The 24,591-nt window shown below is 71.9% G+C and carries 22 protein-coding genes; 10 read left to right on the top strand and 12 right to left on the bottom strand.

Annotation, left to right across the window (positions count from 1 at the left end; all coding sequences use genetic code 11):
* Nucleotides 1-2 precede the first annotated feature (2 nt).
* On the top strand, nt 3-872 hold the full coding sequence (locus tag ACSJJR_RS00900) for an HAD-IIB family hydrolase (protein ID WP_435941627.1): 870 nt from the start codon (nt 3-5) through the stop codon (nt 870-872).
* A gap of 8 nt (nt 873-880) precedes the next feature.
* On the opposite strand, the gene ACSJJR_RS00905 is transcribed toward ACSJJR_RS00900, so the two are convergent.
* The 5 genes from ACSJJR_RS00905 to zwf are packed head-to-tail and all read right to left on the bottom strand — an operon-like array spanning nt 881 to nt 5,007.
* On the bottom strand, nt 881-1,342 hold the full coding sequence (locus ACSJJR_RS00905) for an RNA-binding S4 domain-containing protein (RefSeq protein ID WP_435941628.1): 462 nt from the start codon (nt 1,340-1,342) through the stop codon (nt 881-883).
* A gap of 9 nt (nt 1,343-1,351) precedes the next feature.
* On the bottom strand, nt 1,352-2,374 hold the full coding sequence (locus ACSJJR_RS00910) for an HNH endonuclease family protein (protein WP_435941629.1): 1,023 nt from the start codon (nt 2,372-2,374) through the stop codon (nt 1,352-1,354).
* Nucleotides 2,375-2,432: 58 nt separating this feature from the next.
* Complete coding sequence (locus ACSJJR_RS00915; protein WP_435941630.1) at nt 2,433-2,558, bottom strand: hypothetical protein; 126 nt, start codon at nt 2,556-2,558, stop codon at nt 2,433-2,435.
* Nucleotides 2,559-2,584: 26 nt separating this feature from the next.
* Nucleotides 2,585-3,514 (bottom strand): glucose-6-phosphate dehydrogenase assembly protein OpcA, encoded by a 930-nt coding sequence (locus ACSJJR_RS00920; protein WP_435941631.1) that lies wholly within the window; start codon nt 3,512-3,514, stop codon nt 2,585-2,587.
* Nucleotides 3,511-5,007: a glucose-6-phosphate dehydrogenase gene (zwf, locus tag ACSJJR_RS00925; RefSeq protein ID WP_435941759.1), complete on the bottom strand. Its 1,497-nt coding sequence runs from the start codon at nt 5,005-5,007 to the stop codon at nt 3,511-3,513. Before zwf ends, ACSJJR_RS00920 begins: the two co-directional genes overlap by 4 nt.
* Nucleotides 5,008-5,308: 301 nt before the next feature.
* On the opposite strand from zwf, the gene gndA reads away from it, so the two are divergent.
* The 6 genes from gndA to ACSJJR_RS00955 all read left to right on the top strand — a co-directional run bounded on the left by gndA (nt 5,309) and on the right by ACSJJR_RS00955 (nt 12,188).
* A complete protein-coding gene (gndA, locus tag ACSJJR_RS00930; RefSeq protein ID WP_435941632.1) occupies nt 5,309-6,802 on the top strand; it encodes an NADP-dependent phosphogluconate dehydrogenase in 1,494 nt (497 codons plus the stop codon).
* Nucleotides 6,802-9,459, top strand: coding sequence for an aminopeptidase N (pepN, locus tag ACSJJR_RS00935; RefSeq protein ID WP_435941633.1), 2,658 nt, complete (start codon nt 6,802-6,804; stop codon nt 9,457-9,459). The genes gndA and pepN overlap by 1 nt, the downstream gene beginning before the upstream one ends.
* A 111-nt stretch (nt 9,460-9,570) precedes the next feature.
* Nucleotides 9,571-10,023, top strand: coding sequence for an FHA domain-containing protein (locus ACSJJR_RS00940; RefSeq protein ID WP_435941634.1), 453 nt, complete (start codon nt 9,571-9,573; stop codon nt 10,021-10,023).
* A 98-nt stretch (nt 10,024-10,121) separates the two neighbouring features.
* On the top strand, nt 10,122-10,766 hold the full coding sequence (gene ftsR, locus ACSJJR_RS00945) for a transcriptional regulator FtsR (protein ID WP_435941635.1): 645 nt from the start codon (nt 10,122-10,124) through the stop codon (nt 10,764-10,766).
* Between the two features lie 70 nt (nt 10,767-10,836).
* A complete protein-coding gene (locus ACSJJR_RS00950; RefSeq protein WP_435941636.1) occupies nt 10,837-11,352 on the top strand; it encodes a bifunctional nuclease in 516 nt (171 codons plus the stop codon).
* A 323-nt stretch (nt 11,353-11,675) separates the two neighbouring features.
* The gene (locus tag ACSJJR_RS00955; protein WP_435941760.1) at nt 11,676-12,188 is read left to right on the top strand and encodes a MerR family transcriptional regulator; all 513 of its coding nucleotides are present in this window, start codon (nt 11,676-11,678) and stop codon (nt 12,186-12,188) included.
* 54 nt (nt 12,189-12,242) lie between these two features.
* On the opposite strand, the gene ACSJJR_RS00960 is transcribed toward ACSJJR_RS00955, so the two are convergent.
* The gene (locus ACSJJR_RS00960; RefSeq protein ID WP_435941637.1) at nt 12,243-13,871 is read right to left on the bottom strand and encodes an Hsp70 family protein; all 1,629 of its coding nucleotides are present in this window, start codon (nt 13,869-13,871) and stop codon (nt 12,243-12,245) included.
* A 244-nt stretch (nt 13,872-14,115) separates the two neighbouring features.
* Here ACSJJR_RS00960 and ACSJJR_RS00965 point away from each other — a divergent pair, with 244 nt between their 5' ends.
* Together ACSJJR_RS00965 and ACSJJR_RS00970 are read left to right on the top strand one after the other, a co-directional pair.
* Nucleotides 14,116-15,657: a glycoside hydrolase family 32 protein gene (locus ACSJJR_RS00965; protein WP_435941638.1), complete on the top strand. Its 1,542-nt coding sequence runs from the start codon at nt 14,116-14,118 to the stop codon at nt 15,655-15,657.
* Between the two features lie 373 nt (nt 15,658-16,030).
* Nucleotides 16,031-18,118 carry a glucose PTS transporter subunit IIA gene (locus ACSJJR_RS00970; RefSeq protein ID WP_435941639.1) on the top strand — a complete coding sequence of 696 codons (2,088 nt, stop codon included), beginning with the start codon at nt 16,031-16,033 and terminating at the stop codon, nt 18,116-18,118.
* A 154-nt stretch (nt 18,119-18,272) separates the two neighbouring features.
* Here ACSJJR_RS00970 and ACSJJR_RS00975 read toward each other — a convergent pair whose 3' ends face one another.
* The 4 genes from ACSJJR_RS00975 to ACSJJR_RS00990 form a co-directional block, all read right to left on the bottom strand.
* A complete protein-coding gene (locus ACSJJR_RS00975; protein ID WP_435941640.1) occupies nt 18,273-19,280 on the bottom strand; it encodes a LacI family DNA-binding transcriptional regulator in 1,008 nt (335 codons plus the stop codon).
* A 140-nt stretch (nt 19,281-19,420) separates the two neighbouring features.
* A complete protein-coding gene (locus tag ACSJJR_RS00980) occupies nt 19,421-20,071 on the bottom strand; it encodes an SGNH/GDSL hydrolase family protein (RefSeq protein ID WP_435941641.1) in 651 nt (216 codons plus the stop codon).
* 10 nt (nt 20,072-20,081) lie between these two features.
* Nucleotides 20,082-20,816, bottom strand: coding sequence for an ABC transporter ATP-binding protein (locus ACSJJR_RS00985; RefSeq protein WP_435941642.1), 735 nt, complete (start codon nt 20,814-20,816; stop codon nt 20,082-20,084).
* The gene (locus ACSJJR_RS00990) at nt 20,813-21,934 is read right to left on the bottom strand and encodes an FtsX-like permease family protein (RefSeq protein WP_435941643.1); all 1,122 of its coding nucleotides are present in this window, start codon (nt 21,932-21,934) and stop codon (nt 20,813-20,815) included. The genes ACSJJR_RS00985 and ACSJJR_RS00990 overlap by 4 nt, the downstream gene beginning before the upstream one ends.
* 147 nt (nt 21,935-22,081) lie before the next feature.
* On the opposite strand from ACSJJR_RS00990, the gene ACSJJR_RS00995 reads away from it, so the two are divergent.
* Nucleotides 22,082-22,531, top strand: coding sequence for a hypothetical protein (locus ACSJJR_RS00995; protein ID WP_435941644.1), 450 nt, complete (start codon nt 22,082-22,084; stop codon nt 22,529-22,531).
* 128 nt (nt 22,532-22,659) lie between these two features.
* Here ACSJJR_RS00995 and ACSJJR_RS01000 read toward each other — a convergent pair whose 3' ends face one another.
* Nucleotides 22,660-23,253 carry a GNAT family N-acetyltransferase gene (locus ACSJJR_RS01000; protein ID WP_435941645.1) on the bottom strand — a complete coding sequence of 198 codons (594 nt, stop codon included), beginning with the start codon at nt 23,251-23,253 and terminating at the stop codon, nt 22,660-22,662.
* A gap of 41 nt (nt 23,254-23,294) precedes the next feature.
* On the bottom strand, nt 23,295-24,419 hold the full coding sequence (locus ACSJJR_RS01005; protein ID WP_435941646.1) for a 6-phosphofructokinase: 1,125 nt from the start codon (nt 24,417-24,419) through the stop codon (nt 23,295-23,297).
* Nucleotides 24,420-24,591 lie beyond the last annotated feature (172 nt).

The following is a 24,591-nucleotide window of genomic DNA, read 5'->3' on the forward strand; positions in this document are numbered from 1 at the left end:
CCATGATGAGTCCCCGCCCCACGCCCACGCCCGCTGCCGAGCTGCCCGCCGAGATCGACCTGCGGCTGGTGGTCACCGACATGGATGGCACGCTCCTCGACGAGGACTCGCGCCCGCCTGCCGGGCTCGGCGCGATCATCGAGCGGATGTGTGCGCACGGCGTCGCCTTCTGCCCCGCCTCGGGCCGGCAGCTGGCCAACCTGCGCGCCGTCCTGGGCCCCGCCATCGACGACGGTCCCATCATCCCGGAGAACGGCCTGTTCTCACTGGTCGGCGGGGTCGAGCTCCACCACGACCCGATGACGCGCGAGCAGGCGGTGCGCGCGATCGAGGCCGTGCGGGTGGTGCAGGCCCGTGGTGGCGACGTCGGCGCCGTCGTCGCCACGAGGCACATGGCCTACACCGAGCGCGGGGACAGCTCCTTCACCGCCCAGGTCGCGACCTACTACGAGCAGCGCACCCTCGTGGCGGACCTGACGGCCCTGCCTCTCGACGACGTCCTCAAGATCGCGGTCTACGACTTCGGTGTGGCCGAGCGCGACTCGGGGCCCCAGGTGCGCCAGGCCGTGCCCGACCTGCAGGCCGTCGCCTCCGGGCTGCACTGGACGGACGTCATGAGCACGGTCGGCTCGAAGGGGCGGGCGCTGCGCATCGTCCAGGAGCACCTGGGCGTCAGCCCCAAGCAGACGGCCGTCTTCGGCGACTACCTCAACGACCTCGAGCTCTACGACCACGCCCGCCTGGGCTTCGCCATGGCCAACGCCCACCCCGGACTTCTCAGGGCGGCACCCTACGTCGCGCCCGCCAACACCGAGGACGGCGTGGTGCGCACGGTCAGCCTCCTGCTGGACAGGCTGCCTGCCGGACGCTGACAGGCGTCTCAGGGCTCGTCGAGGATCCGCTCGATGTCGATGGCGGGGCCCGCGTCGCGCAGCCGGTCGAGTGCCCGGCGCTCCTTCTTCGTGGGCCTGCCCGCGCCGCGGTCGCGCACGATCGCGGCAGGGGCGTCCAGCGGTGAGGGCCGTGGGGCAGTGCGGTCGAGGTAGGCGGTGCGGGCGGCGGACGCACCGACCCGCTTGGTCAGCAGGCGCAGCACCACAAGGTCGCGGTCGAAGCCGGCCACCCGGTAGCGGATCTCGTCGCCGACGACGACGTGCTGCGCCGGCTTGGCGGTGGCGCCGTTGACGCGAACGTGCCCCGCCTTGCAGGCCGCCGTCGCGGCGGAGCGTGACTTGACCTGCCGCACGCTCCACAGCCACACGTCCACACGCACCGATGCGGGGCCGCCCGCCTCGGCGGCGGCCAGCCGTGCCTGCACGACCTGCGCGTCCTCGCTCGTCATGCCGGGATACTAACGGCGCCCGCCACGCCGACGGCGTGCGTCGAGGCGGGTGCGGCCACGCAGCAGCAGGCCCGCCCCCACCAGCACCGCCCCGACGGCGAGCGCGGCCAGGGGCCCCGGCTGCGCGGCCAGAGCCCGTCCCAGTGCCGCCACGGCTCGTGACACCGTGCCGGTGGTGCCGTCACCTCCTGCCGCGCAGTCCTCGAGCACGCTGCGCAGCGAGGCCGCGTCCGCATCTGGCACCCCCAGCCGGTAGGCGGCAAGCACGGACACGAAGCGCGCCGCGTAGGCGCAGCGGTAGGAGCCGTCCTCGGGCCACCAGCCGTGGCCACCGGCCGGGTCCCAGGTGCCGGTGCGCGTCGAGCCCACCGGGCAGGTGGCGGGCCCGCAGGCCCCCTTGTCCTGGTTGGCCCGCCCGTCCACGGCGAGCAGGTTGAGCGGGTCGTTGGCCGCCAGCAGGCGCGTGCGCGCGTCCCAGGCCCAGGCGCCGTGCGCGTAGAGGTAGTTGAGGGGCACGACGTGGTCGATCTGCACGGCGGCGGAGGTCTGCGCCCCCCGGGTGAAGCGGATGAGGTCACCGGTGTAGGGGTCATGGAGCGTGCCGGACCACACCGTGGCATCCGGGCAGACGGCAGCGCCACGGCCCGCACCCTCCTCGAGGGTCTGGCGGCCCTCGGCACGCGAGTAGTCCGCCTCCTGCAGGTCCCGCGAGAGGATCTCGTTGCGGGTGTCGCAGCCGTCACCGTCGACGTCCTCCCAGGCCTGGCCGAACCAGCCGGTGCGCGAGCCGCCGTCGGCCCAGGAGACGGGGGCGGGGGCGTCAGCGGGCAGCGCGGCGAGAGCGTCCAGGGCCTGCTCCGCACTGAGGACGGCCTCACCGCGCGAGTCCCAGGAGGTGGACGGCGCCGCGAGGGATCCGGGGGCCACAGCCACGGCGGCGAGCAGCGCAAACACCAAGGCCCGCAGGCCCACGGCCCGCGCCCACCGCCACGTCGTCGTCCTGCTCGCACCTCGTGCCGCCCGTACCCGCATGGACCCAGGCTAGGCCGCGGTGACGACACGGTCCCCAGGACGGGGCAGCGCGCCCGCCTCAGGGGACGATGTGGCCGGCGGCCCGGAAGAGCTCGTACCACTCCTCACGCTCGAGCCGCAACCCGGCGCCGGCCGCGGCGGCCCGCACACGCTCGGGGCTCGTCGTGCCCGGTACCACCTGCATCCTCGCGGGGTGGCAGGTGGTGCCGGTCAGCGACGCGCCCGGTGGTCGGCGGCCAGCGCCGCCAGGACCTCCTCGTAGACGACGTCCGGGCTCAGGCGCCGCAGCTCCTCGTTGAGGGTCGTCACCGGCTGGCGGCGCGGCATCGTGACGACCTGCGTCTGCGTGGCGTCGGGGGTCGAGATACGCACCCGCTCCTGGTCGGCACGCTCAATGCACCACGTGCCACCGGAGGTGTGCACCGCCACCTTGGCGATACCGGAGAACCCCTCGACGTACACCCGCGTGGCCTTGACGCCCAGGCGCAGACGCAGCCAGTGCAGCATGAGCGACAGGGAGGCGTTGGCCCGCTCGCCGGCCACGACGACGTGCCGGACCTCGTGCTCACGCAGCACAGGGCCCAGGGTGGAGGCGACGATCGCCCGCCACAGCGTCATGCGCGTCCAGGCCAGGTCGATGTCCCCGGGCGTGTGGCCGGGCGCGATCGCGTCGAGCGCCGCCGCCGGGTCCGGCTGTGCCGGGGTGTTGGTGATACGGGTGCAGGCCAGGCGCCCCAACGGGTCCGTCGCGGCGTGCACAGGCATGGTCGTCGGCCACCAGGTGACCACGGGCACGTCCGGCAGCAGGAAGGGCACCACCAGCGTGTCCGGGTGTGCCGCGGCCACGCCGTGGGGGCGCAGCACGAGGGTCTCGCCCGCCCCGGCGTCGTGACCCACACGGATCTCGGCGTCCAGGGTGCTGGCGGCGGCCTGCGAGGCCTCCTCCGGGTGGACGACGGCGACAACCCGGCTCGGGTGGTCCAGTGAGGCCCCGTGCGCGGCGGACAGCGCCTGCTCCAGGTCAGCGGCGTTGGTCGAGATCAGGAGCGTGAGCACCCGTGAGCCGCCTGTCGTGCCCTCGGCGTCGAGCAGCTCGGAGACGATGCGCTCGGTCGACGTGGCCGTGAGCGTGGTGATCATGAGCGCCTCCAGGTGCGCGAGTCGCGGGCGAGCAGGGCGTGGGCGCTGTCGGGGCCCCAGGAGCCCGGCCGGTAGTCCTCCGGCTCGCCCGAGCGCGCCCAGTGCTCGATCACCGGGTCGAGGATCCTCCACGACAGGTCCACCTCCCGCTGGTGCGGGAACAGGGGCGCGTCGCCGAGCAGGGCGTCGAGGATGAGGCGCTCGTAGGCCTCGGGAGACTCCTCGTTGAAGGAGCCGCCGTAGGCGAAGTCCATGAGCACGTCCCGCAGCTCCATCTGCGTGCCCGGGACCTTGGAGGCCAGGCGCATGGTGACGCCCTCGTCCGGCTGGATCCTCACGACGATCGCGTTGGCGCCGACAGCCGCGGTCGAGGCGGGGTCGAAGGGCAGGAAGGGCGGTCGGTGGAAGACGACGGCGACCTCCGTCACCCGCCGTGCCAGGCGCTTGCCGGCCCGCAGGTAGAAGGGCACGCCCGCCCACCTGCGGTTGGCGATCTCCAGGCGCAGGGCCGCGAAGGTCTCCGTCGTCGAGCCGGCGGGGACGCCGGCCTCCTCCAGGTACCCAGGGACCTCGGCGCCGCCCTGGAACCCGGCCGCGTAGCGCCCTCGGGCGGCCGTGGCGGACAGGTCCAGGACGCCGTTACGCTCCAGGCGCACGGCGGCGAGGACCTTCTCCTTCTCCGCGCGCACGGCGGAGGCCTCCATCGAGGTCGGCTCCTCCATGGCGGTCAGGGCCAGCAGCTGCAGCAGGTGGTTCTGGATGACGTCACGGGCGGCGCCGATGGTGTCGTAGTAGCCGGCGCGCGAGCCGATGCCGATGTCCTCGGCCATCGTGATCTGCACGTGGTCCACGTAGCGCTGGTTCCACAGCGGCTCGAAGAACGTGTTGGCAAAGCGCAGCGCCAGGATGTTCTGGACCGTCTCCTTGCCCAGGTAGTGGTCTACGCGGAAGACGTCGTCGGGACGCACGATGCGCCCCACCAGGGCGTCGAGCTGTGCCGCGGAGGCGCGGTCGTGGCCGAAGGGCTTCTCGATGACCACCCGCCGCCAGGCGGAGTCGGAGGCCTCCACGAGGCCGGAGGCGGCGATGCGCTCGGTCACCGCGGGGAACCAGCCCGGCGGGATCGACAGGTAGAAGGCGCGGTTGCCGCGCGTGCCCCGCGTCGTGTCCAGGTGCTCCACCACCCGGGTGAGGCGGGCGTAGGCGGCCTTGTCCTCGAAGGACTCCAGGGTGACGAAGCGCATCCCGGCGGCCAGCTGCTCCCAGATGCTCTCGTGCCAGGCGGTGCGCGCGTGGGCCTCGACACTGGCGCGCACATAGTCGCGCATCGCGTCGTCGTCCCAGTCCCGGCGGCCCACGCCCACAAGGCTGAAGGAGGGGGACAGCAGGCCCCGGTTGGCCAGGTCGTAGACGGCAGGCAGGAGCTTGTGGCGCGCCAGGTCCCCGGTGATGCCGAACATGACCAGCACGCACGGGTCCGCGACACGCGGCATGCGCAGGTCGCGGGGGTCCAGGAGCGGGTTGCCGGAGGCGTTCACATGAGCCTTCCTTCTCGTGCGGCGCGCACGGTGCGCGTGCCCGTCCCACTGTACTGAGCGGCACCCACGTGCACCGGCACGACGTGCCTGGGACTTTCGTCCGCACCCGTCCCGGGTGAGGCCGCACCGCAGGCTGCCTCCCTCATGCGCCCACCGTCCCGGCCGGGCAGCCGCGCTAGGCTCCGACCGAACCCGCAAGGGCCCGCGCACCGGTGCGGACCCCAGCCCCGCCGCCACCAGCAGGAAGAGTCCCCCCATGAGCACGACCAGTGCCGCCACGACCTTCACCCCGGTCCCCGCCAGCGCCGACATCGGTGTCTACGGCCTCGGCGTCATGGGCGCCAACCTCGCCCGCAACCTGGCCCGGCACGGACACGCCGTCGCCGTCTTCAACCGCTCCCACCAGCGCACCGAGCGGCTGATGGACCGTTACGCCGACGAAGGCGCCTTCGTCCCGGCCAGCGCGATCGCCGACTTCGTCGCCTCCCTGCGCCGCCCTCGCGTGGTCATCATCATGGTGCAGGCGGGAGCCGGCACCGAGGCCGTCATCGAGCAGCTGCGCGCCCTGCTCGAGCCGGGCGACATCATCGTCGATGCCGGCAACACCTTCTACCAGGACACCCGGCGTCGCGAGGCCTTGCTGCGTGAGCAGGGCATCCACTTCGTCGGCATGGGCGTGTCCGGAGGGGAGGAGGGCGCGCTCCTGGGCCCCTCGATCATGCCCGGCGGCACCCAGGAGTCCTACGACCGCCTCGGTCCCATGCTCGAGTCCATCTGCGCGCAGGTGGACGGCACGCCCTGCTGCACCCACGTGGGCCCAGACGGGGCGGGCCACTTCGTCAAGATGGTCCACAACGGCATCGAGTACGCGGACATGCAGCTCATCGCCGAGGCCTACGACCTCCTGCGCCACGTCGGCGGGCTCAGCGTCGGCGAGATCGCCGCCGTCTTCCGCTCGTGGAAGAGCTCGGAGCTCGACTCCTACCTCATCGACGTCACCACCGAGGTCCTTGAGCGCGTGGACCCCGCCACCGGCGCCGCCTTCGTCGATGTCGTCCTTGACGCCGCCGGGCAGAAGGGCACCGGCTCCTGGACCACGCAGACCGCCCTCGAGCTGGGCGTCGCCGTGCCCGCCATCGCCGAGGCGACCTTCGCCCGCGCCGCCTCCTCCTCACCTGCCCAGCGCCGGGCCGTGCGCGAGGCCCGCCTGGACGCCGGCGCGCGAGAGGGCGGCTACAGCACCGCCGAGGAGCGCCAGTCCTTCACCGACGCCGTCCGCCAGGCCCTGTACGGCTCGAAGATCGCCGCCTACGCCCAGGGCTTCGACGAGATCGCCACCGCCTCGGCCACCTACGGCTGGGGCATCGACCTGGGTGCCATGGCCCGTATCTGGCGTGGCGGCTGCATCATCCGGGCGCGTTTCCTCGACGACATCACCCGCGCCTACGCCGCCGAGCCCGAGCTCGCCTCCCTGCTCGTCGCGCCGGCATTCGCCACCGCCCTGGAGCAGGTTCTGCCCGCCTGGCGCGAGGTGGTCGCGACCGCGGCCCTCGCCGGGGTCCCGGCACCCGCCTTCGCCTCCTCGCTGGCCTACCTCGACCAGCTGCGCGCCGAGCGCCTGCCCGCCGCCCTCATCCAGGGCCAGCGGGACTTCTTCGGCTCGCACACCTACCACCGCACGGACGACCCCGAGGGCGTGTACCACGTGCTGTGGTCGCAGGAGGACCGGGCCGAGGAGAAGTGGGGCTGATGGGCCTGCCGACGCCGGTCTCCCACGCACCGCAGCGCCTGGCCTCGCCGACCAACCTCTCTAGGCAGGAGGCGGCCTGGCGCTCCGGGGTGCTGTCCCTGAGCAGCCTCGCCGTCGTCATCGACGTCACCGGGGCCACCGAGGCCGGGAGCACCGGCTTTCGCGTGCGCAGCGAGCTGGTCCTGAGCCTGCGGCAGGCGGCCGAGGGCCTGTGGATCGACTTCCTCGGGCAGCAGGTCAGCGACGTCACGGTCGATGGCGGGCCGGTGCCCGTTCGCTGGGACGGCGCACGCCTTGTTCTGCCCGTCCTGGCAGAGGGCGAGCACCGGGTGGTCATCGAGGCCCGCGGGCGCTACTCCAACACCGGACAGGGCCTGCACCGCTTCCACGACCCCGTGGACGGCGCGACCTACCTCTACACGCACTTCGAGCCCTCGGACGCGCGCCGGGCCTGGCCGTGCGCGGACCAGCCGGACCTCAAGGCGCCCTTCAGCCTCACGGTCGTGCACCCCGAGGGGTGGACGGTGCTCGCCAACGGGGCGCCGGCCTCGGTGGAGGCGGTGGCCGGCCGTGCCGGCGTCGAGGTGACGACGATGAGCGTCACGAGGCCCCTGCCCTCCTACCTCACCGCGATGGCCGCCGGGCCGTGGCACCGCGTGCACGGCCAGTGGTCCTCGCGCCTGCGTCCCGATGACGCCCCGGTGCCTCTGTCCTGGTCCTGCCGGGCGAGCCTGGCTGCGCACCTGGACGCTGACGAGCTGCTGGCTGTCACCCGCGCCGGGATGGACCTGTTCGACGAGACCTACGACTACCCCTACCCCTGGGGCACCTACGACAGCGTCCTCGTGCCCGAGTACAACATCGGCGCCATGGAGAACCCGGGCTGCGTCACCTTCAACGAGGAGACCTACCTCTTCCAGGGGCCCGTCACCCGGGCGCAGCACGCCGGGCGTGCCAACACGATCCTGCACGAGATGTGCCACATGTGGTTCGGGGACCTCGTGACCCCGCGCTGGTGGGAGGACACCTGGCTCAAGGAGTCCTTCGCGGACCACCAGGGCACCTGGGCGCAGGCGCTGGCCACCGAGTGGACCGAGGCCTGGGCGACCTTCGCCCTGGGGCGCAAGGCGTGGGCCTACGCCGAGGACTGCCGGCCGCAGACGACCCACCCCATCACGGCCACCGTCGATGACGTCGAGGCAGCACGCCAGACCTTCGACGGCATCACCTACGCCAAGGGCGCCGCCGTCCTCACCCAGCTCGTCGCCCACGTCGGCCAGGACGTCTTCGTCACCGCCGCCCGCCGTTGGTTCCGTGAGCACGCCTTCGCCAACGGTGACCTCGAGGGCTTCCTGGGCACGCTCTCGCACGCCTCGGGCCGGGATATGCAGACCTGGGCGCGGGTGTGGCTGTCCACGTCAGGAGCCTCGGTCCTCACCGACGAGATCGAGTCCGACGGCGGGCGCCTGACCCGTCTCACCATCCACCAGGAGGGCACGGACCTGTCCACGGGCAAGGCCGTGCTGCGCCCGCACACGCTCGTCGTCGGCCTGTACTCCTTCAACGACGACGGCGACCTCGTGCGCACCCACCGCCTGCCGGTGACCCTCGAGGGCCCGCAGACGCAGGTCCCCGCCGCGGTGGGCCTGGCGGTGCCGGACCTCGTGACGCTCAACGACGAGGACCTCACCTACGCCGTCGTGCGTCCCGACCCGGACTCCCTCGCCACCGCGCGGCGGGCCCTGGGACGTCTGAGGGACCCGCTGGCACGGGCGGTGTGGTGGTCCAGCCTGACACAGCTGGCCCGTGACGCCCTGCTGGCGCCCCAGGAGCTCATCGACACCGTCCTGACCCAGGCGGATGACTCGACCCAGCCGGCGGTCCTCGCGCGGCTGCTGGCCGACGCCCTCCTCGTGGCCACCCGCTACACCTCGCCGTCCGAGCGGGCCGCGGCCCTCGCCCCGCTCGTGGGCACCGGGCCCGCCCCGCAGCCCTGTGCCTGGCAGCTGCTGCTCGCCGCCGAGCCGGGATCGGACGCCCAGCTCGTGCGCCTGCGCGCCTGGGCCGAGGCCGCCGGCCAGGGACTGCTGCTGACGGTGGGGGAGGGCGACCTGCTCGAGCAGCGCCTGCGCTCCGTCCTGGCAGGCGAGGTGGCCGGGGTGGTGGTGGACTCGGACCTGCGCTGGCGCCTGCTCACCGCGCTCGCCCAGCTGGGCCGCACCCTCCCGGGCGAGCTCGACACCGCGCTGGCCCGCGCCCCGCAGGCCTCCAACGTCACCCGCCACCTGCGGGCCCTGTCCTCCATGCCGGCGGCCCGGCTCAAGGAGGACGTCCTCGAGCGCGCGCTGGTGGACGAGTCCCTGAGCAACGACCACCTGGAGGCCCTGCTGGACGGCTACGGCGTGGACGCTCACCGTGCCCTCACCGCGCCCCTGACCGGTCGCTACCTCGAGGCTCTGGAGGGGTTGTGGGACGCGCGCGGGCAGGAGACGGCCACGCGGGTGGTCATGGGGCTCTTCCCGTCCTGCGGTGACGCCGAGGACCTGGAGGCGGTGGACACCTGGCTCGCGGACCACGCCCAGGCACCCGGAGCCTTGCGGCGCCTCGTGCTCAAGCAGCGTGACGACCTCGCCCGCGCGCTGCGGGCCAGGCGCTGAGGCCCGGGCAGGACCCGCACCGTCGCGCCGGCGGCTCGATGGGCCGCGGACGGGACGGTATGGTAAGAGCGTACGGCGCGTCCTGGCGCCACCCGACCTGAGGGGGAACAGTTGTCGAGCACTCCGATCGAGCCGGACACCTCGTCCACCCAGACCTTCGGGGCCGTCGACCTCACTGACGAGCGGGAGGCTCCTCTCCTCGGTCTGTCCCAGCAGGACCGCGCCGCCATCACCGCGCTGCCCGTGGGCACCGCCCTCCTGCTGGTGGGCGCGGGCCCCGCGACGGGCTCACGCTTCCTGCTTGACGCCGAGCAGACGACCGTCGGCCGCCACCCGCGTGCCGACATCTTCCTCGACGACGTCACCGTCTCGCGCAAGCACGCGGTGTTCATCCGCCAGAGCGACGGCGGCTTCGCCGTGCGCGACTCCGGCTCGCTCAATGGCACCTACGTCAACCGTGAGCGGGTGGAGCAGGCCGTGCTGCGCGCCGGCGACGAGGTCCAGATCGGCAAGTACCGGATGACCTACCACCCCGGTCCGGCCCCGGCCCCGGGCCCGCAGTGAGGACGGGCGCCGCAGGCGCGGCCCGCAGGGACGCCTCCGCCGGCCAGGCGCCGGCCTCGTCCCTCTCCTGGCCGCAGAAGGTCTCCCATGAGCCGGGGATGAAGATCGGTGAGGTCGTCGCCCTGCTCAAGGACTCCTTCCCCGCGCTGTCAATCTCGAAGGTCCGCTACCTGGAGGCTGAGGGCCTCATCAGCCCGCACCGGGTGGGCAACGGCTACCGTCGGTACTCGCAGGCCGACGTCGAGCGGCTGCGCTTCGCGCTCACGGCGCAGCGCGACGAGTACCTGCCGATCTCCGTCATCCGTGAGCGTCTGGCCGAGCTCGACGTCACCGGTGCCTCCGCGGTACCCGTCGCCCGGGTGGTCGCCGCCGACGGCAGGCTCCTGGACGACGGGCCGACGGACCTTGACGGCCTCCTGGAGCGCACGGGTGTGGGGGAGGAGGAGCTCGACGAGCTCATCTCCATCGGCCTCGTGGCTGCTGACGCGCACGGGCGCTTCGACGGCCGCGCGGTGCAGACGGTCGCTCTCGCGCTAGAGGTCCACGCGCTGGGGATCCCGTTGCGCAACCTCAGGATGCTGCGGGCCTCGGCCGAGAGGGAGGCCGACGTCATCGACCAGGCGGTCCAGCACAAGCGCTCGCGCTCGGCCGTCGCGGGTGAGCAGGCCGCCTCCGAGCTGGCGCTCAGGATTGGCGAGCTGCACGCGCTGCTGCTGCGTCGTGCGGTGGACGCACTCGTGTGACCCTCGCGGCTGGCCTCATCGGCCTGCCGGTTCCCAGGACACCGGGGCGCGGCGACACTAGCCTGGACAGGTGAACGAGATGCGGCTCATGGGCGTCCGCGCCTCCCAGGAGGACGGAGGGCTCGTCGCGATCCTCGTCGAGGAGGCCGGTCCCCGGGTGGTGGCGGTGCCGGTCGGTGCCCGTGACGGGCTCACGCTGTCCTCGGGGGAGGGGCCTGCCTCATCGACCTGGTCGGTGCTGCTGGCCGCTGTCCTGGACGCCGTCGGGGCGCAGCTGGAGGGGCTTGTGCTCGACGTCGATGCGGACGGGGGCCTGTGCACGGGCGCCCGGGTGCGCTCCGCCGACGGCGACGAGCACCTGGTGCCCTGCTGCCCGGCGGACGCCCTCATCCTCGCCTACGAGAGGCACGCACGACTGTGGGCCTCCTCCGCGCTGCTGCGCCTGCGCTCGGTTGACCTGGCGGAGGAGACCGTGTCGGAGCAGGTGGCTCGTCTGCGCTCGGCGCTGGACGCCGGCCCGGGCGCGGTCATCCCCTCAGGCGCGGGGCGTCCCTCTCCTCCCTGGCGACACGCGGGACGCATGTGACGCATGTGACTCGAAATGTGTAATAACTCACACCACTACCTTATGGGGGAACGCCCGTTTCCCCGGAATCCCGCCCGAAGGTCCGGGTCGCCCTGGCGCCCGATGAACCTCATCCTCAGGTTGAGATGATGTCCATCGGGCGGCGCCGCGTGGCCTTCGTTGAGGACGGCTGCCCCCGGCCTTATCGTGGTCCTCGCTGGGGCACACAGGCGCCGTACCAGCAGCCCGTGCGCCCCGAGCACGGATCCCGAACCGACAGGAGCAGGCAAGTGAGCGCGAACGAAGCGGTCAGTCACGAGCTCGCGCCCCAGCGCACCCAGGGTATGCTCTTCGGGGACCCGCTCCCCGAGCTCGACGTCCACACCGGTTACCGTGGCCCCGTCGCCTGCCGCGCCGCGGGCATCACCTACCGCCAGCTCGACTACTGGGCGCGCACCGGCCTCGTCGAGCCCTCCATCCGCGGGGCCAAGGGCTCCGGCTCGCAGCGCCTGTACTCCTTCCGCGACATCCTCCTGCTCAAGGTGGTCAAGCGCCTGCTCGACACCGGCGTCTCCCTCCAGCAGATCCGCACCGCGGTCACCGCCCTGCACGCCCGTGGCGTTGACGACCTCACGAGCATCACCCTCATGAGTGACGGCGCCTCCGTCTACGAGTGCACGAGCGCCGACGAGGTCATCGACCTCGTCCAGGGCGGTCAGGGCGTCTTCGGTATCGCCGTCGGACGCGTGTGGCACGAGGTCGAGGGTACCCTCGCCACCCTGCCCACTGAGCACGCCGAGCCCGTCATCGAGGACGAGCTCGCCAAGCGCCGCGCCGCCCGCCGTCGCGCCATGTGATCCGCGCACGCACCCCATCCCACAGGGCCTGGGCCCGCAGCCAGGGGCGTGCTGTCAGGACTCGGGGCGCCCGATGAGACGCGACCGCGAGTAGCCGTCGGTCAGGTCGGTCAGCGTCACCCGCACGATGCCGTCGGCGCCGACCTCGTAGCGCTCACGCAGCAGCGGTCCCTCACCGGTACGCACGACGGGCACCTGCGTCAGGTCCTCCACCTCGCGCAGGCCGCGGTCCACCGGGAACAACAGCTCGCCGCAGGGCGACACGCGCCCCGTCGGCCCGCCGTCCTCGCTGGTGCCCGCGCACTCGACGTAACGCAGGCGGGCCACGTTGTGCACCGCCCGGTACTCCCGCTCGACGACACCGGTGCCCGCCTGCGACAGGCCGTCGTGCGACAGGAGCGCGTCCGGGGCCAGCACGAGGTCGAAGGTCACGGCGCCACCGCCCTCGGCCTCGCGGAAGACGCCCAGCGCACGCGACAGACGGTCCGTCAGCGTCATGCCCGATCCGGGGTCCACCGCGATGGCCAGTCCGATCGCCGTCGAGGCGCCGGGTTGGGCCGAGCGGTGCACACGCCTGCCGAAGACCTCCCGCAGCAGCCTGGGCACCTGCGGGTAGGCCGAGGCTCCTCCCACGAGGTAGAGCCCAGCCACGTCCGCCAGGGCAGGGACACCGTCACCCAGCCGCCCCGCCAGGGGCGCGAGCACCTCGAGCGAGCGCTCCACCAGGGGGCGCGTGGCCTCGTAGAGCTCGGCCACGGGCAGGACCACGGGCTCCCCGCGAAGCTCGACGACGAGGCGCCGCGTCTGGGGCGACAAGGACTCCTTCGCCTGCTGGCACTGGTCGAGCAGGTCGTCACGCTCGGCGAGGGTGAGGTCCTGCTCGGCCACGCCCGCGCGCGCCAGCACGAGCTGGGACAGGACGAGGTCGATGTCGTCACCACCGAGGTCCGGCAGACCGCGCGAGGCCAGGACCTCGTGGTCGGTGCCCGCGACATCGACGAGGGAGGTGTCGAAGGTGCCTCCACCCAGGTCGTAGACGAGCACCCGCGTGCGCCGTGAGGTCACGGTCGCGCCCTGGCGGTGCGTGTACTCGAAGCCTGCCGCTGAGGGCTCGTGGAGCATGTGGACGACGTGGAAGCCCGCAGCCGCGAAGGCGTCCAGGGTGAGCATGCGCTGCGCGCCGTAGGCGTGGGCCGGCACCGCCACCGCCACCTGGTGCCCAGGGGCGGTGAGATCCACGCCGACCAGCTCCGGCGTGGCCTCGAGCTCGGCGCGCAGGTGGCGCAGGAAGCTGGTGAGGACCTCTCCGGCGTCATGCACCTGCGAGCCGATGCGCACCGGGGTCGTCCAGGACACGGCGGGCGAGCCCAGGTGCCGCTTGAGGCTGCGCAGCACGGGGGCGCCGCTGCGTGCGGCCTCCTGGGCCGTAAAGCCGTGGACCAGACCCTCCTCGGTGAGGGCCGTGAGTGAGGGCAGGTAGTCCTGGCGGTCGCCACGCGTGTCGGTGAAGCCCAGGACGGGGTAGTTGCCGCGGTCCACGAGGCTGACGACCGTGCGCGTCGTGCCCAGGTCGATCCCCAGGCGCACGGCGTGGTCTGAGGCACGCGACCCGGCGGCGCGTGGGCGGCGCCCACCCTGGCGGCTGGTGGCGGACCGGCGGGAGGCGGTGCGCTCGGCGGTCATGTACCTGCTCCTCGTGTCGATGATGCTGGGGGCCGCAGCCTATCTCCTGGGGCTGAGGCAGCCCGAGCCTGTCCACGACTGTCGTGACACAACGCACGCCCAGGGCAGGCGGAGCCGGCCCGGTCGAGGTGGGGGGCGCCCGCCCACGTGCGGTGGGCGGCGCGGGCTCGGGGCAGGTGCGCACGCCGCCCACCGCTGCGCCCGACCGCCCGTGCGCGTCGGTGCCTGCCTGTACCCTCGACGCATGACCGAGAACCTCAGGACGCTCGCTCGCGAGACCGCCGCGGCATCCACGGCCCAGTCGGACCCGGACTACCCTCTGGTCCACCTGGCCCCGCCCGTGGGCCGCCTCAACGACCCCAACGGCCTGCTCATCGACGCAGGCACCTGCCACGCCTTCTACCAGTACACGCCGATGCACGGACAGCGCCGTCTCGTGTACTGGGGGCACGCGTCCTCCACCGACCTGCTCCACTGGGAGCACCACGACCCCGCCGTGGTGCCGGACTCCTTCTACGACGCCAACGGCGCCTACTCCGGCAACGCCGTCGTCCTGGAGGGCGACGAGCTGACCAGCGCCCCGGCCGCGGCCCCCTACCAGCTGTTCTACACCGGCAACCTCAAGGACCCGCAGACCGACGAGCGCACCGCCAGCCAGTGCCTCGTCACGAGCGCGGACCTGTCCACCTTCACCAAGTGGCCCGCCAACCCCCTGCTGCCCACGCACGCACCCGGCTACACCGCCCACTTCCGCGACCCCCAGGTGGCGCGTGACCCTGAGCGTCCGGGCGGCTTCCGGATGCTGCTGGGCGTCCAGCGCGAGGACTGCACGGGTGCCGCGCTGCTGTACCGCTCGGCTGACCTGCTGTCCTGGGAGCTCGACGGCGAGCTCACCTTCCCTGACGCCGCCGGGCGCCTCGACGCGCTGGGCTACATGTGGGAGTGCCCGGGCCTGGTCAGGCTCACTGACGAGCTGACGCAGGAGGAGTGGGACGTTCTCATCTTCTGCCCGCAGGGCGCCTCCAGCGAGGCAGCCGGGGGCTACCAGACGGTCTTCCCCTGCGTCTACGCCGTCGGGCACCTCGTGGGCACCGAGCTGCGAGACTGCGACGGGACCTTGCGCCAGGTGGACCACGGCTTCGAGTTCTACGCCCCGCAGGTCTTCGCCAGGCGTCCCTCGGAGCCCGGACCGGTGTTGCTGACCGGGTGGGCGGGCAACGCCGGCCAGGATGACCAGCCCTCGATCGGGACGGGCGGCTGGGTCCACTGCCTCACCATCCCCCGCGCCCTGAGCCTGCGAGGTGGGCGCCTCGTGCAGCGGCCAACCGTGCCCCTGGGGCAGGACGCGCCGGGGGCCGACGCGCTCGGGCCGGTGCTGGCAGCCCTTGAGGGCCACCGCTCCTGGCACCTTGTGCTCGACCTCGAGCGTGTGCAGCCCGCGGACGGAGCCCAGGCCGCCGCGGACCCTGGCGTGCGCCTGACCATCGGGGACGAGGACTGCTTCGTCACCGTCGAGCTGGTCGCGGGCAGCGCGCCCCGGCTCGTCATCGACCGTTCCCACTCGCGCTACCACAGCCCCGAGTCCGTGCGGGTCGTCGAGCTCGAGCCGGGTACGCCGCTGCGCCTGGAGGTCATCCACGACCGCTCGGTGACAGAGGTCTTGGTCGGCGACGGCGACTGCGCCGCGACCTCGCGCTCCTTCGTGGCGCCGACGGCGACCGGTGCGCGTGTGGACTGTGACGCAGGGCTGCGTGTCGTCGGCCTGCGTTCGGCCCTCCTCGACTGACCCCGCTGCCGGGCCCGGCGGGCTCCGCCGGGCCCGGGCCTTCCAGTGCTCACACCAGGTCTGCGGCCACGGGCGGCCCGGCCGCCCGTGGCCGCGGCCTCCCTGTGCGTCTTCGCTGCCCGTGTCGCCGCAGCCACCTTGGGCGCCGCCACCGCCGCGGGGGAGGGGAGGGGGCGGCGCTGCGACAACCCCTCCTCGCATGTGATCCGCATCACCTTGACTGAGTCTGTCAGGACTGAGGGGGTCACGGTAGTGTGACCAACGTTTGACACAGGTCCGGCCGGACTGGATGTCGTGGCGTCCCCGCGTCCCGTCTCCCATCCCTGCTCATCGCTGAGCGGCCGGGCCCCAGAGAAAGGAAACCCGGGTGGCAATGGATCACGCCCGCGTGGCCAAAGATGTCCTGACATACGTCGGTGGTGCTGAGAACATCAACGCGGCGGCGCACTGCGCCACACGCCTGCGGCTCGTTCTGGCGGACATGGACAAGGTCGACCAGGCGGCTCTCGACAAGGACCCCGACCTCAAGGGCACCTTCCTCGCCGGCGGCATGTTCCAGATCATCGTCGGCCCCGGCGACGTCGACATCGTCTTCTCCGAGATGATCAAGACCGGCAAGGTCAAGGAGGTCTCCAAGGACGAGGCGAAGCAGGAGGCCGCCCAGAGCGGCAACGTCGTCTCCCGCTTCATCAAGATGATCGCGGACATCTTCGTCCCGATCCTGCCTGCCCTCATCGCCGGCGGTCTCATGATGGCGCTGCACAACGTGCTGTCGGCCGAGGGCCTGTTCGGTGACGAGCCTCTCGTCAAGCGCTGGGCCTGGCTGGCCGACTACGACGCGCTCATCAACATGGTCTCGTCGGCGGCCTTCGCCTTCCTGCCGATCCTCGTCGGCTTCTCCGCGACCAAGCGCTTCGGAGGCAACGTCTACCTCGGTGCGGCCATGGGTGCCGCCATGGTGTCGACCTCCCTGCTCAGCGCCTACAACATGGCCGACTCCGTGGCCACGAGCAACTTCTGGCTCTACCAGGGCATCGGCACGAAGTGCTCCCTGACGGACGGCGCCTGCATCGCCGACCTGGTGGCCGCCGGGAAGATCCCCGCCGCGGACGCGTGGAACCTCTTCGGTGTCCACGTCGACAAGATCGGCTACCAGGCCATGGTCATCCCGGTGCTGTGCGTGGCGTGGCTGCTGTCCGTCATCGAGAAGTGGCTGCACAAGCGCCTGTCGGGCACCACCGACTTCCTGCTCACCCCGCTCATCACCATCCTGGTCACAGGTTTCCTCACCTTCGTCGTCGTCGGCCCCGTCACCCGTGAGCTGTCCATCTGGATCACCGACGGCATCAACTGGGGCTACAACACGCTCGGCATCGTCGGCGGCTTCCTCTTCGGCCTCGTGTACTCGCCGATCGTCGTCACGGGTCTGCACCAGTCCTTCCCCGCCGTCGAGATCCCGCTGCTGCCGCAGAACGGCGGTGTGGGTGACTTCATCTTCCCGATCGCCTCCGTGGCCAACGTCGCGCAGGGCGCGGTCGCCCTGGCGGTCTTCTTCAAGACCAAGGACGCCAAGATGAAGGGTCTGGCCGGCGCCGGTGGCGCCTCGGCCGTCTTCGGCATCACCGAGCCCGCCATCTTCGGTGTCAACCTGCGCCTGCGCTGGCCCTTCTTCATCGGCATGGGCGTGGCCGCCCTCGGCGCGGGCCTCGTGGCCGCCTTCGACGTGCGCGGTGCGGCCCTGGGAGCCGCCGGCTTCGTCGGCTTCGTGTCGATCATCACCGACGACATCCCGGCCTACCTCATGATCGAGGCCCTCGTCTTCGTCGTCGCCTTCGTCGCCGCCCTCGTCTACGGCTCCACCCGGGGCGCGGCCTCCCTCGCCGGCGACGAGGTCGTCACCGACGAGCAGGAGAAGGCCATGGAGGCGGCCGCCGTCGCCGCCCACGAGGTTGTCGAGGCCGTTGAGCTGCCCGCCGAGGCCGCCAACGACTTCACCGTCACGGCTCCCATCGCGGGCCGTGCCATCGCCCTGTCCGAGGTCGCCGACCCGACCTTCTCCTCCGGCATCCTCGGCCCGGGCCTAGCCATCGACCCCGCGGAGGGGCCGGTTGTCTCCCCTGTTGACGGTGAGGTGCTCGTCGCCTTCCCGACGGCGCACGCCTACGGCATCCGCTCCGCCTCCGGCATCGAGCTACTCATCCACGTCGGCATGGATACCGTCCAGCTCGACGGCAAGCACTTCACCGCCCGGGTCAAGGCCGGTGACAAGGTCCGTCGTGGCCAGCCGCTGGTTGACGTGGACTGGGCCGCGGTCAAGGCTGCGGGCTTCCAGACCGTCACCCCCGTCGTCGTGTCCAACGCGACCGCCTTCGACGGTCTGAGCGACCAGCACACTGGCGACGTCCAGCGTGGCGACGCCTTCTACAGTGTCGCTCCCGCGGCGGCGACGGCCACTACCTGACGCCCCGCGCCCCCATGAGGGAGGGCCGGCCCCCTGCGACACAGGGAGCCGGCCCTCCCTCATGTGATAGACGACCATCTGACAGCACGGCTGCGGCCCACGGGTAGCACGGGGAGACCCTGTGGTGGGGCCACAGGGGGTGCGTCCGTGGGGATCAGGTGGTGCGTCCCTGGAGCAGGGTCCCCGGCAGCTCAATGACCGGGTGCGCCGGGTGGGGGACCTCGCCGTCGTCGCTCATGGCCTCGATCTGCCCCAGGAGCAGGTCAACGGCAACGCGGGCGATGGCCCGGATCGGCTGCTGCACGGTGGTGAGCCCGGGAAGTGCCCTGCGCAAGGCCGCCGTGCCGTCGAAGCCGACCACCTTGAACTCGCCGGGCACGGCCAGCCCCCGCTCGTGGGCCCACTCCACCGCGTCGGCGGCGGACAGGTCGTCCGTGGCGAAGACCGCGTCCACCTCACCCCTGACCGCGTCCAGGCCCTCACGGACCATCCGTGCGCGCTGCTGGTCCGGCGTGTGGAAGTCCACCGTGAGGACATACGGCTCGATGCTGGCCTCCTCGAGCACCGCCCGGTAGCCGGCCTCACGGCGGTTGTGGGCACCCGTGCGAGAGGTGAGCAGCGCTGGGCGTCGTGCGCCGCGTGTGAGCAGGTGCTCGGTGGCCGCGCGGGCGCCCTCCTCGTTGGCGCAGCGCACGTTCGGCACCGTGGGGGACAGGTCCCGGTCCACCGTCACCAGGGGCATGTGGATGGTCTGGTACTCACTGAGGTCCTCGTTGTGGGCGCCCGAGATGATCCCGTCAACCCGGTGGGAGACAAGCAGGTCGAGGTAGTCCCGCTCACGGTCGCGACGCCCCAGGGAGTTGCAGATGAGGGTGCGGTAGCCATGGACCGCCAGGGCGTCCTCGATCTCCGCCGAGAGCTCGCCGAAGAACGGCAGGGACACCGTGGGCACGATGACGCCGACACTCTGCGTGGACTTGCCGTGAAGGGCACGCGCCACCTGGTTGGGGCGGTACCTCAGCTCCTCGATGGCCTTGGCCACGCGCTCACGCGTGGCCTCGGACAGGTACCCGCGGTTGTTGAGGACCCGCGAGACGGTGGTGAGGGAGACTCCGGCCCGCTCGGCGACATCGGCAAGCGTCGGCTCACGGTGCTGCGGCACAGAGGGACTCCTCGTTGAGGGGACACGGGCACTGCGACAACTCTATGTCACTTGTGCGTCAGAATCGGGTGGACGAGGCAGCCACTCGCAGCCGTCTGCGGGTGCGGCGCACCGTTGAGGCGCCTGGTCCCATCCACGTCCTATCCCACCTGCCCGGGACCCGGCGAGCACAGGGCCGGCACCAGCTGCTCGTACACGTGGATCATCGCGCGGGCGATGGCGGCGTGCCCGGCGTCGTCGGGGTGGATGCCGTCGATGCTCAGCCTGTCGGCCTCGGCGTCGATGGCCAGGCTCATCGCGTCCGTTGACACGAGGCCCAGCGTCGTGGCCTGCTCATGGACCAGGCGGCGCACGACCTCGAAGCGGGGCCCGGTCCCCAGGGCGGGGAAGTAGGGGGCGACGATGACGGGGACGCCGCGCAGGCGGCTGGCGAGGAAGGACAGGTCGTGCTCAACGGCCTGCCGGACGAGGTCGAGGTGGGAGGGCAGCAGCGGGGCGTCGTTGAGCCCCAGGCTGACGGTGACGAGGTCGGGCTCGGCACGCACGACGGCCTCCAGCCAGGTCGTGTCCTGGCAGGAGGGGGCCCTCCCACCGCCGGGGAGGTGGCCGCCGCGTCGTGCGAAGAAGCCCATGCCGTCCGCGGCGAGGTTGACCTCCCGCCAGCGCAGGTGCTCACACACGAGAGAGCTCCAGCGGTTGCGCGGGTGGGTGACGGCCTGCCAGCCGGTGGTCACCGAGTCCCCGAAGAAGACGGCAGTGGGGTGGGGCAGGGGCCGGGGGAGCGAGGGCACGGGGCCGTCCTCAGTCCTGCCCCGTCCCAGGGGGCACAGGGCCGGAGCGCACGACCTCGGCGTGCGTGGTCTCGGTCAGGACGCCGTCGCTCATGACCAGGACGCGGTCGCACACGTCGAGCAGGCGCTCGTCGTGCGTGACCATGACGGTCGCCTTGCCCCACTCATGGGTCTGGGCAGCCAGGAGCTCGGCGACGGTCCGGGCACGGCTCGAGTCCAAAGCCGCAGTCGGCTCGTCGGCCAGGATGATGTCAGGGTCGTGGTAGAGCGCGACGGCGATGGCGGCGCGCTGGCGCTCACCGCCGCTCATCTGCTCCGGGTAGGCCTCAAGCCTGCCCCCCAGACCGAGCTCATCGACGAGCTGGTCGCGGTGGGCACGACGTGCTCGGCTGCGGGCGACCCTGTCATGCAGGACGAACTGGTCGCGCAGGCGCAGGAAGGGCACCAGCCCGGCGGCCTGAAGCACGAAGCCGAGCCGCGCGTGACGTACCCGTGCCCGCTCCTTCTCCTCCAGCTCGGAGAAGGGCGCGCCGTGGATCAGCACGGCCCCCTGCGTCGGCGTGCGCAGGCCTCCCATGATGGTCAGCAGTGTCGACTTGCCCGACCCTGAGGGGCCGAGGATGCCAACCAGCTCACCAGCGGCGAGGGCAAGGCTCGTCGGCTCGAGCGCCTGGACGGACTCGCTGCCCTGGACGTACTCCTTGGCGACACCCTCCAGGGTGAGCACCGGGGAGGAGCTGCTCATGCGATGGCCTCCACCGGGTCGATACGAGCGACGACGCGAACTGAGATGAGCCCGCCGAGGACAGCGAAGATGATGAAGGCCCCGGTGATGGCAGCGATAAGCGGGGCCGAGGCCCGGAACGGGACGGTGTCCGGAAGCACGAGGCCGGTCAGCACGGTCAGGCCCAGGCCGACGGCGACGCCGGCTGTGGCCAGCACTGTTGTCTGAAGGCCACCGGAGGCCACGAGGTAGGACGTCGGCACGCCGCGGGCCTTGAGGATGCCCAGCACGGCGCGCTTCTGCAGCGTCAGGACGTAGAGGAAGATCGCCAGGACGAGGGCCGCGATGAGGATGAGGGCGATGATCATGAGGCTGAAGGTCAGGACCTGTGCCGAGTAGCCGGGCAGCGCCGCGATGAAGTCCGCGGGGCTCAGGGTGCTCAGGCCAGCCTCGCTCAGCGACCCGACGAGCGCAGCTGGGGCCTCCTGCCAGTCGGCGCCGCTGAGGACGACGGCGTTGGGGACGGGGGACAGCGCGGTGGCGGTGGCTGAGGCGAGGGCCCCGGCATCGACAGTCATGACCCCGGAGGCCTGGAAGGTGACGTCCCGGGTGAGGCCGACGACCCTCCACTGATGGTCGGTGCCGGCGATGGTGAGGCTGTCACCAACCGCCCACCCCTCGACGGCCAGCGAGGCGTCTAGCAGGACCTCGTGCTCGGGGTCGTCGATGGCAGAGCCCTCGACGACGTCGGGAACCAGGGGCGCCCGCAGGTCCATGCCCAGGGCGTAGACATCCGTGCGCGTGCGGCTGGACTCGGTGGACGGGCTCCGGCCGACGCGCTCGATGACGGTGCCCTGGGCGATGACCGGCGTGGCCACCAGCCCATGGTCCTCAGCGGCCGCGGACACGGCGTCGACCTGGTCCTGGGTGAGCCGGGAGGCGGCGATGGAGGAGTTCGACACGTCGGTCAGGACGACAGCGCAGGCGCCCCACTGATCGACAGCGGCCCGGTAGGAGTGGGCCAGGCCGATGGCAAGGGCGGACAGGAAGAAGGAGACGTAGCCGACGAGCGCGATGATCGCGACTATGAGTGCGAAGCGGGCGGGCTGGTGTCGGATCTCGCGTAGTGCCAGGAACATGGGTCCTCAGTGGGGTGGGAGGGGCCGGGTCGCCCCGGGGCAACAGTAGACCTAAGTCCTACGGCACGCTCACCGGGGCACGGCTTCTCAGGCCTCTCACAGGTTTCGCGTGGAGGAAGCGCAGGAGCCACGCCTACGGTGGGCTGCATGACCACACAGGGACGCACTCAGATGCCCGAGGATCTTCGCGACGGCCTCATCATGGGGCCCCACGGACCGTTGCGCGACATGGGGGTCTACGAGGAGCGCTCGGCGGAGGCCTCCGGCCCGCGTGCGGGCGAGGCCGCAGGCGGCCGGGCGCCGTCGGTGCAGGGCAGCGGCGCCGGGCTGCGGGTCGAGGCGCAGACGGATGACGTCGTGGGCGCCCTCAGCCCGGTGTGGCGCACGGGAACGGTCGTGGGGCTGGCCGGGTTCGTCATTGGTCTGCTCATGATCGTCGGCACGAGCGGGCTGGCGGCGGTTGTGCTGTGGCCCTTGGGGGCCCTGTCCGTCATCAGCGGCACGAGCGTGCTGTGGGCGACGCATCAGGCGCGCCGTGCGGCGCGCAGGATGAACGTGCAGGTGACCCGGGTGCATGTCGCCCACACCCGGTGGTGACGTGGGGCGACGATAACCGGTGAGGGGCTGGGCGGCTGAACGAGGGGGCACGCGCACCGCCATAATGACATAATGTACATTATCGGCGATGGACATCTGGCGCCGCCCGCTAGCAAGCGCGCGGACGCTCAGCCCTCGCGCATCTCCAGGCGCGCGACGATCGGCTCGGGGTCGTCCTTGAGCCGGCCGTAGACGACGACGTCCTCACGCACGATCACCACGTCCTCGCCGTCGTGCACCTCGACGACGCGCGCCTCACGTAGCAGGCCCTCCTGCAGGAAGCCCGCCGCGCGCGCGATGTTGCCGGCGTGGCGGTACGAGGCCACGTGCTCGAGCTCGAGACGGTCCAGGACCAGGCCGTCGTCGGCCAGCGCCCAGTCCGCCACCGTGGCCACAGCGCGGCGGGTCAGCCCGCGCCCACGGTAGTCGTCACTCATCCAGAAGCTGAGCGCGCCCGTCGCGTTGTCCTCGTCCGCAGCGACCGACACAAGCCCCATGAGGGCGTCGTCCCCACCGACGATCGCCCAGCCGTGCAGAGGCGAGGCGGCGTCCGCACGCGTTCTGACATAAGTCTGGGCTGACTCGAGGTCCACCACGCTGCCCTCCAGCGACATCCCCGAGGAGCCGGTAAAGGCCCGGCGCACGGCCTCGGCGTCGTCGTCTCGCAACGGACGCAGGTAGACGGTCTCGGTTGAGGAAGAGGAAGCGACGTTGCTGCTCATAGGGCTATCCAACCACCCCTCGCAGCCCTCGCGCAGGAGACTCAGTCCCCCAGAGCCGTGCCGACGGCGCGTGCCGCCTGGATCCACTCGTGGTCACGCGGCACGTACTTGACCTTGCCCGCCACCCGGCGCAGCGGCACGAGCTCCGTGCCATGGCCACGGTCCGCCACCATGACACCGAAGCTGCCATCGGCGATCGCCCGCGCCCCGGCCACGCCCAGGCGGGTGCCCAGCAGGCGGTCGGCGGCGTTCGGCGTGCCTCCGCGCTGGACATAGCCCAGGATCGTCACCCGGGCCTCAAGCCCCGTGCGCTGCTCGAGCTGGCTGGCCAGGGTGAAGGTGTTGGCCCGGTGCGAGGCCTCCAGCCGCTTGACGCCCCGCTTGGCGGCCGCCTTCGACTCCGGCGACGACGCCTCCTTGACAAGGGCCTGGGCGTGGTTGATCTCCTCACGGTCCTCACGCGACAGCGCCCCCTCCGCGACCGCGACGACGGAGAAGGAGGAGCCGTGAGAGCGACGCCGCTCGATCTTCTCCGCGATGGCATCGACGTCGTAGGGGATCTCCGGCAGCAGGATGACGTCCGCTCCCCCGGCGATGCCGGCGCCCAGCGCCAGCCAGCCCGCCCGGTGGCCCATGATCTCAGTGAGGATGATGCGGTGGTGGGAGTGGGCCGTCGAGTGCAGGCGGTCCACCGCCTCCGTGGCGATCTCCAGGGCGGTGGAGAAGCCGAAGGACGAGTCCGTCTCGACGATGTCGTTGTCGATCGTCTTGGGCAGGTGGAGGACGTTAAGCCCGGCGTCCATGAGCCGCCGGGCGTTCTTGGCCGTGCCTCCCCCACCGAGGCACACGAGGGCGTCGAGCTCGTTGCGGGCGTAGTTCTCGACGATGGTGGGCACCATGTCCCGCTCCTCGCCATCCACCACCATGCGGTGGACCTTGTCCCGGCTCGTGCCCAGCAGGGTGCCGCCGGTGGTGAGGATGCCCGACAGAGAGGCCGAGTCCAGGGGCATGAAGCGGTTCTCGGCCAGACCACGCATGCCGTCACGGAAACCGATGAGGTCCCACCCGTGCTCCTGGATCACCGCCTTGCCGAAGCCGCGGATCGCCGCGTTGAGTCCAGGGGCGTCTCCGCCGGCGGTCAGGATGCCGATGCGCTTGGTGGCCATGACACGATTATGCCTGCCCACCGTCGGTACGCGCCTGCTGGGGCGGGGCACCGGCGCGCACCCGGTAGGATGGAGCCCGGACAGGACAACGCCCCACCAGGAACAAACAGGGTGGTCGGAGCGTTGCAGCCAGCGGTCCCCGTGTCGCCTCCCAGGCCTCGGGGCCGGCGAT

The sequence above is a fragment of the Actinomyces sp. W5033 genome (assembly GCF_051303165.1).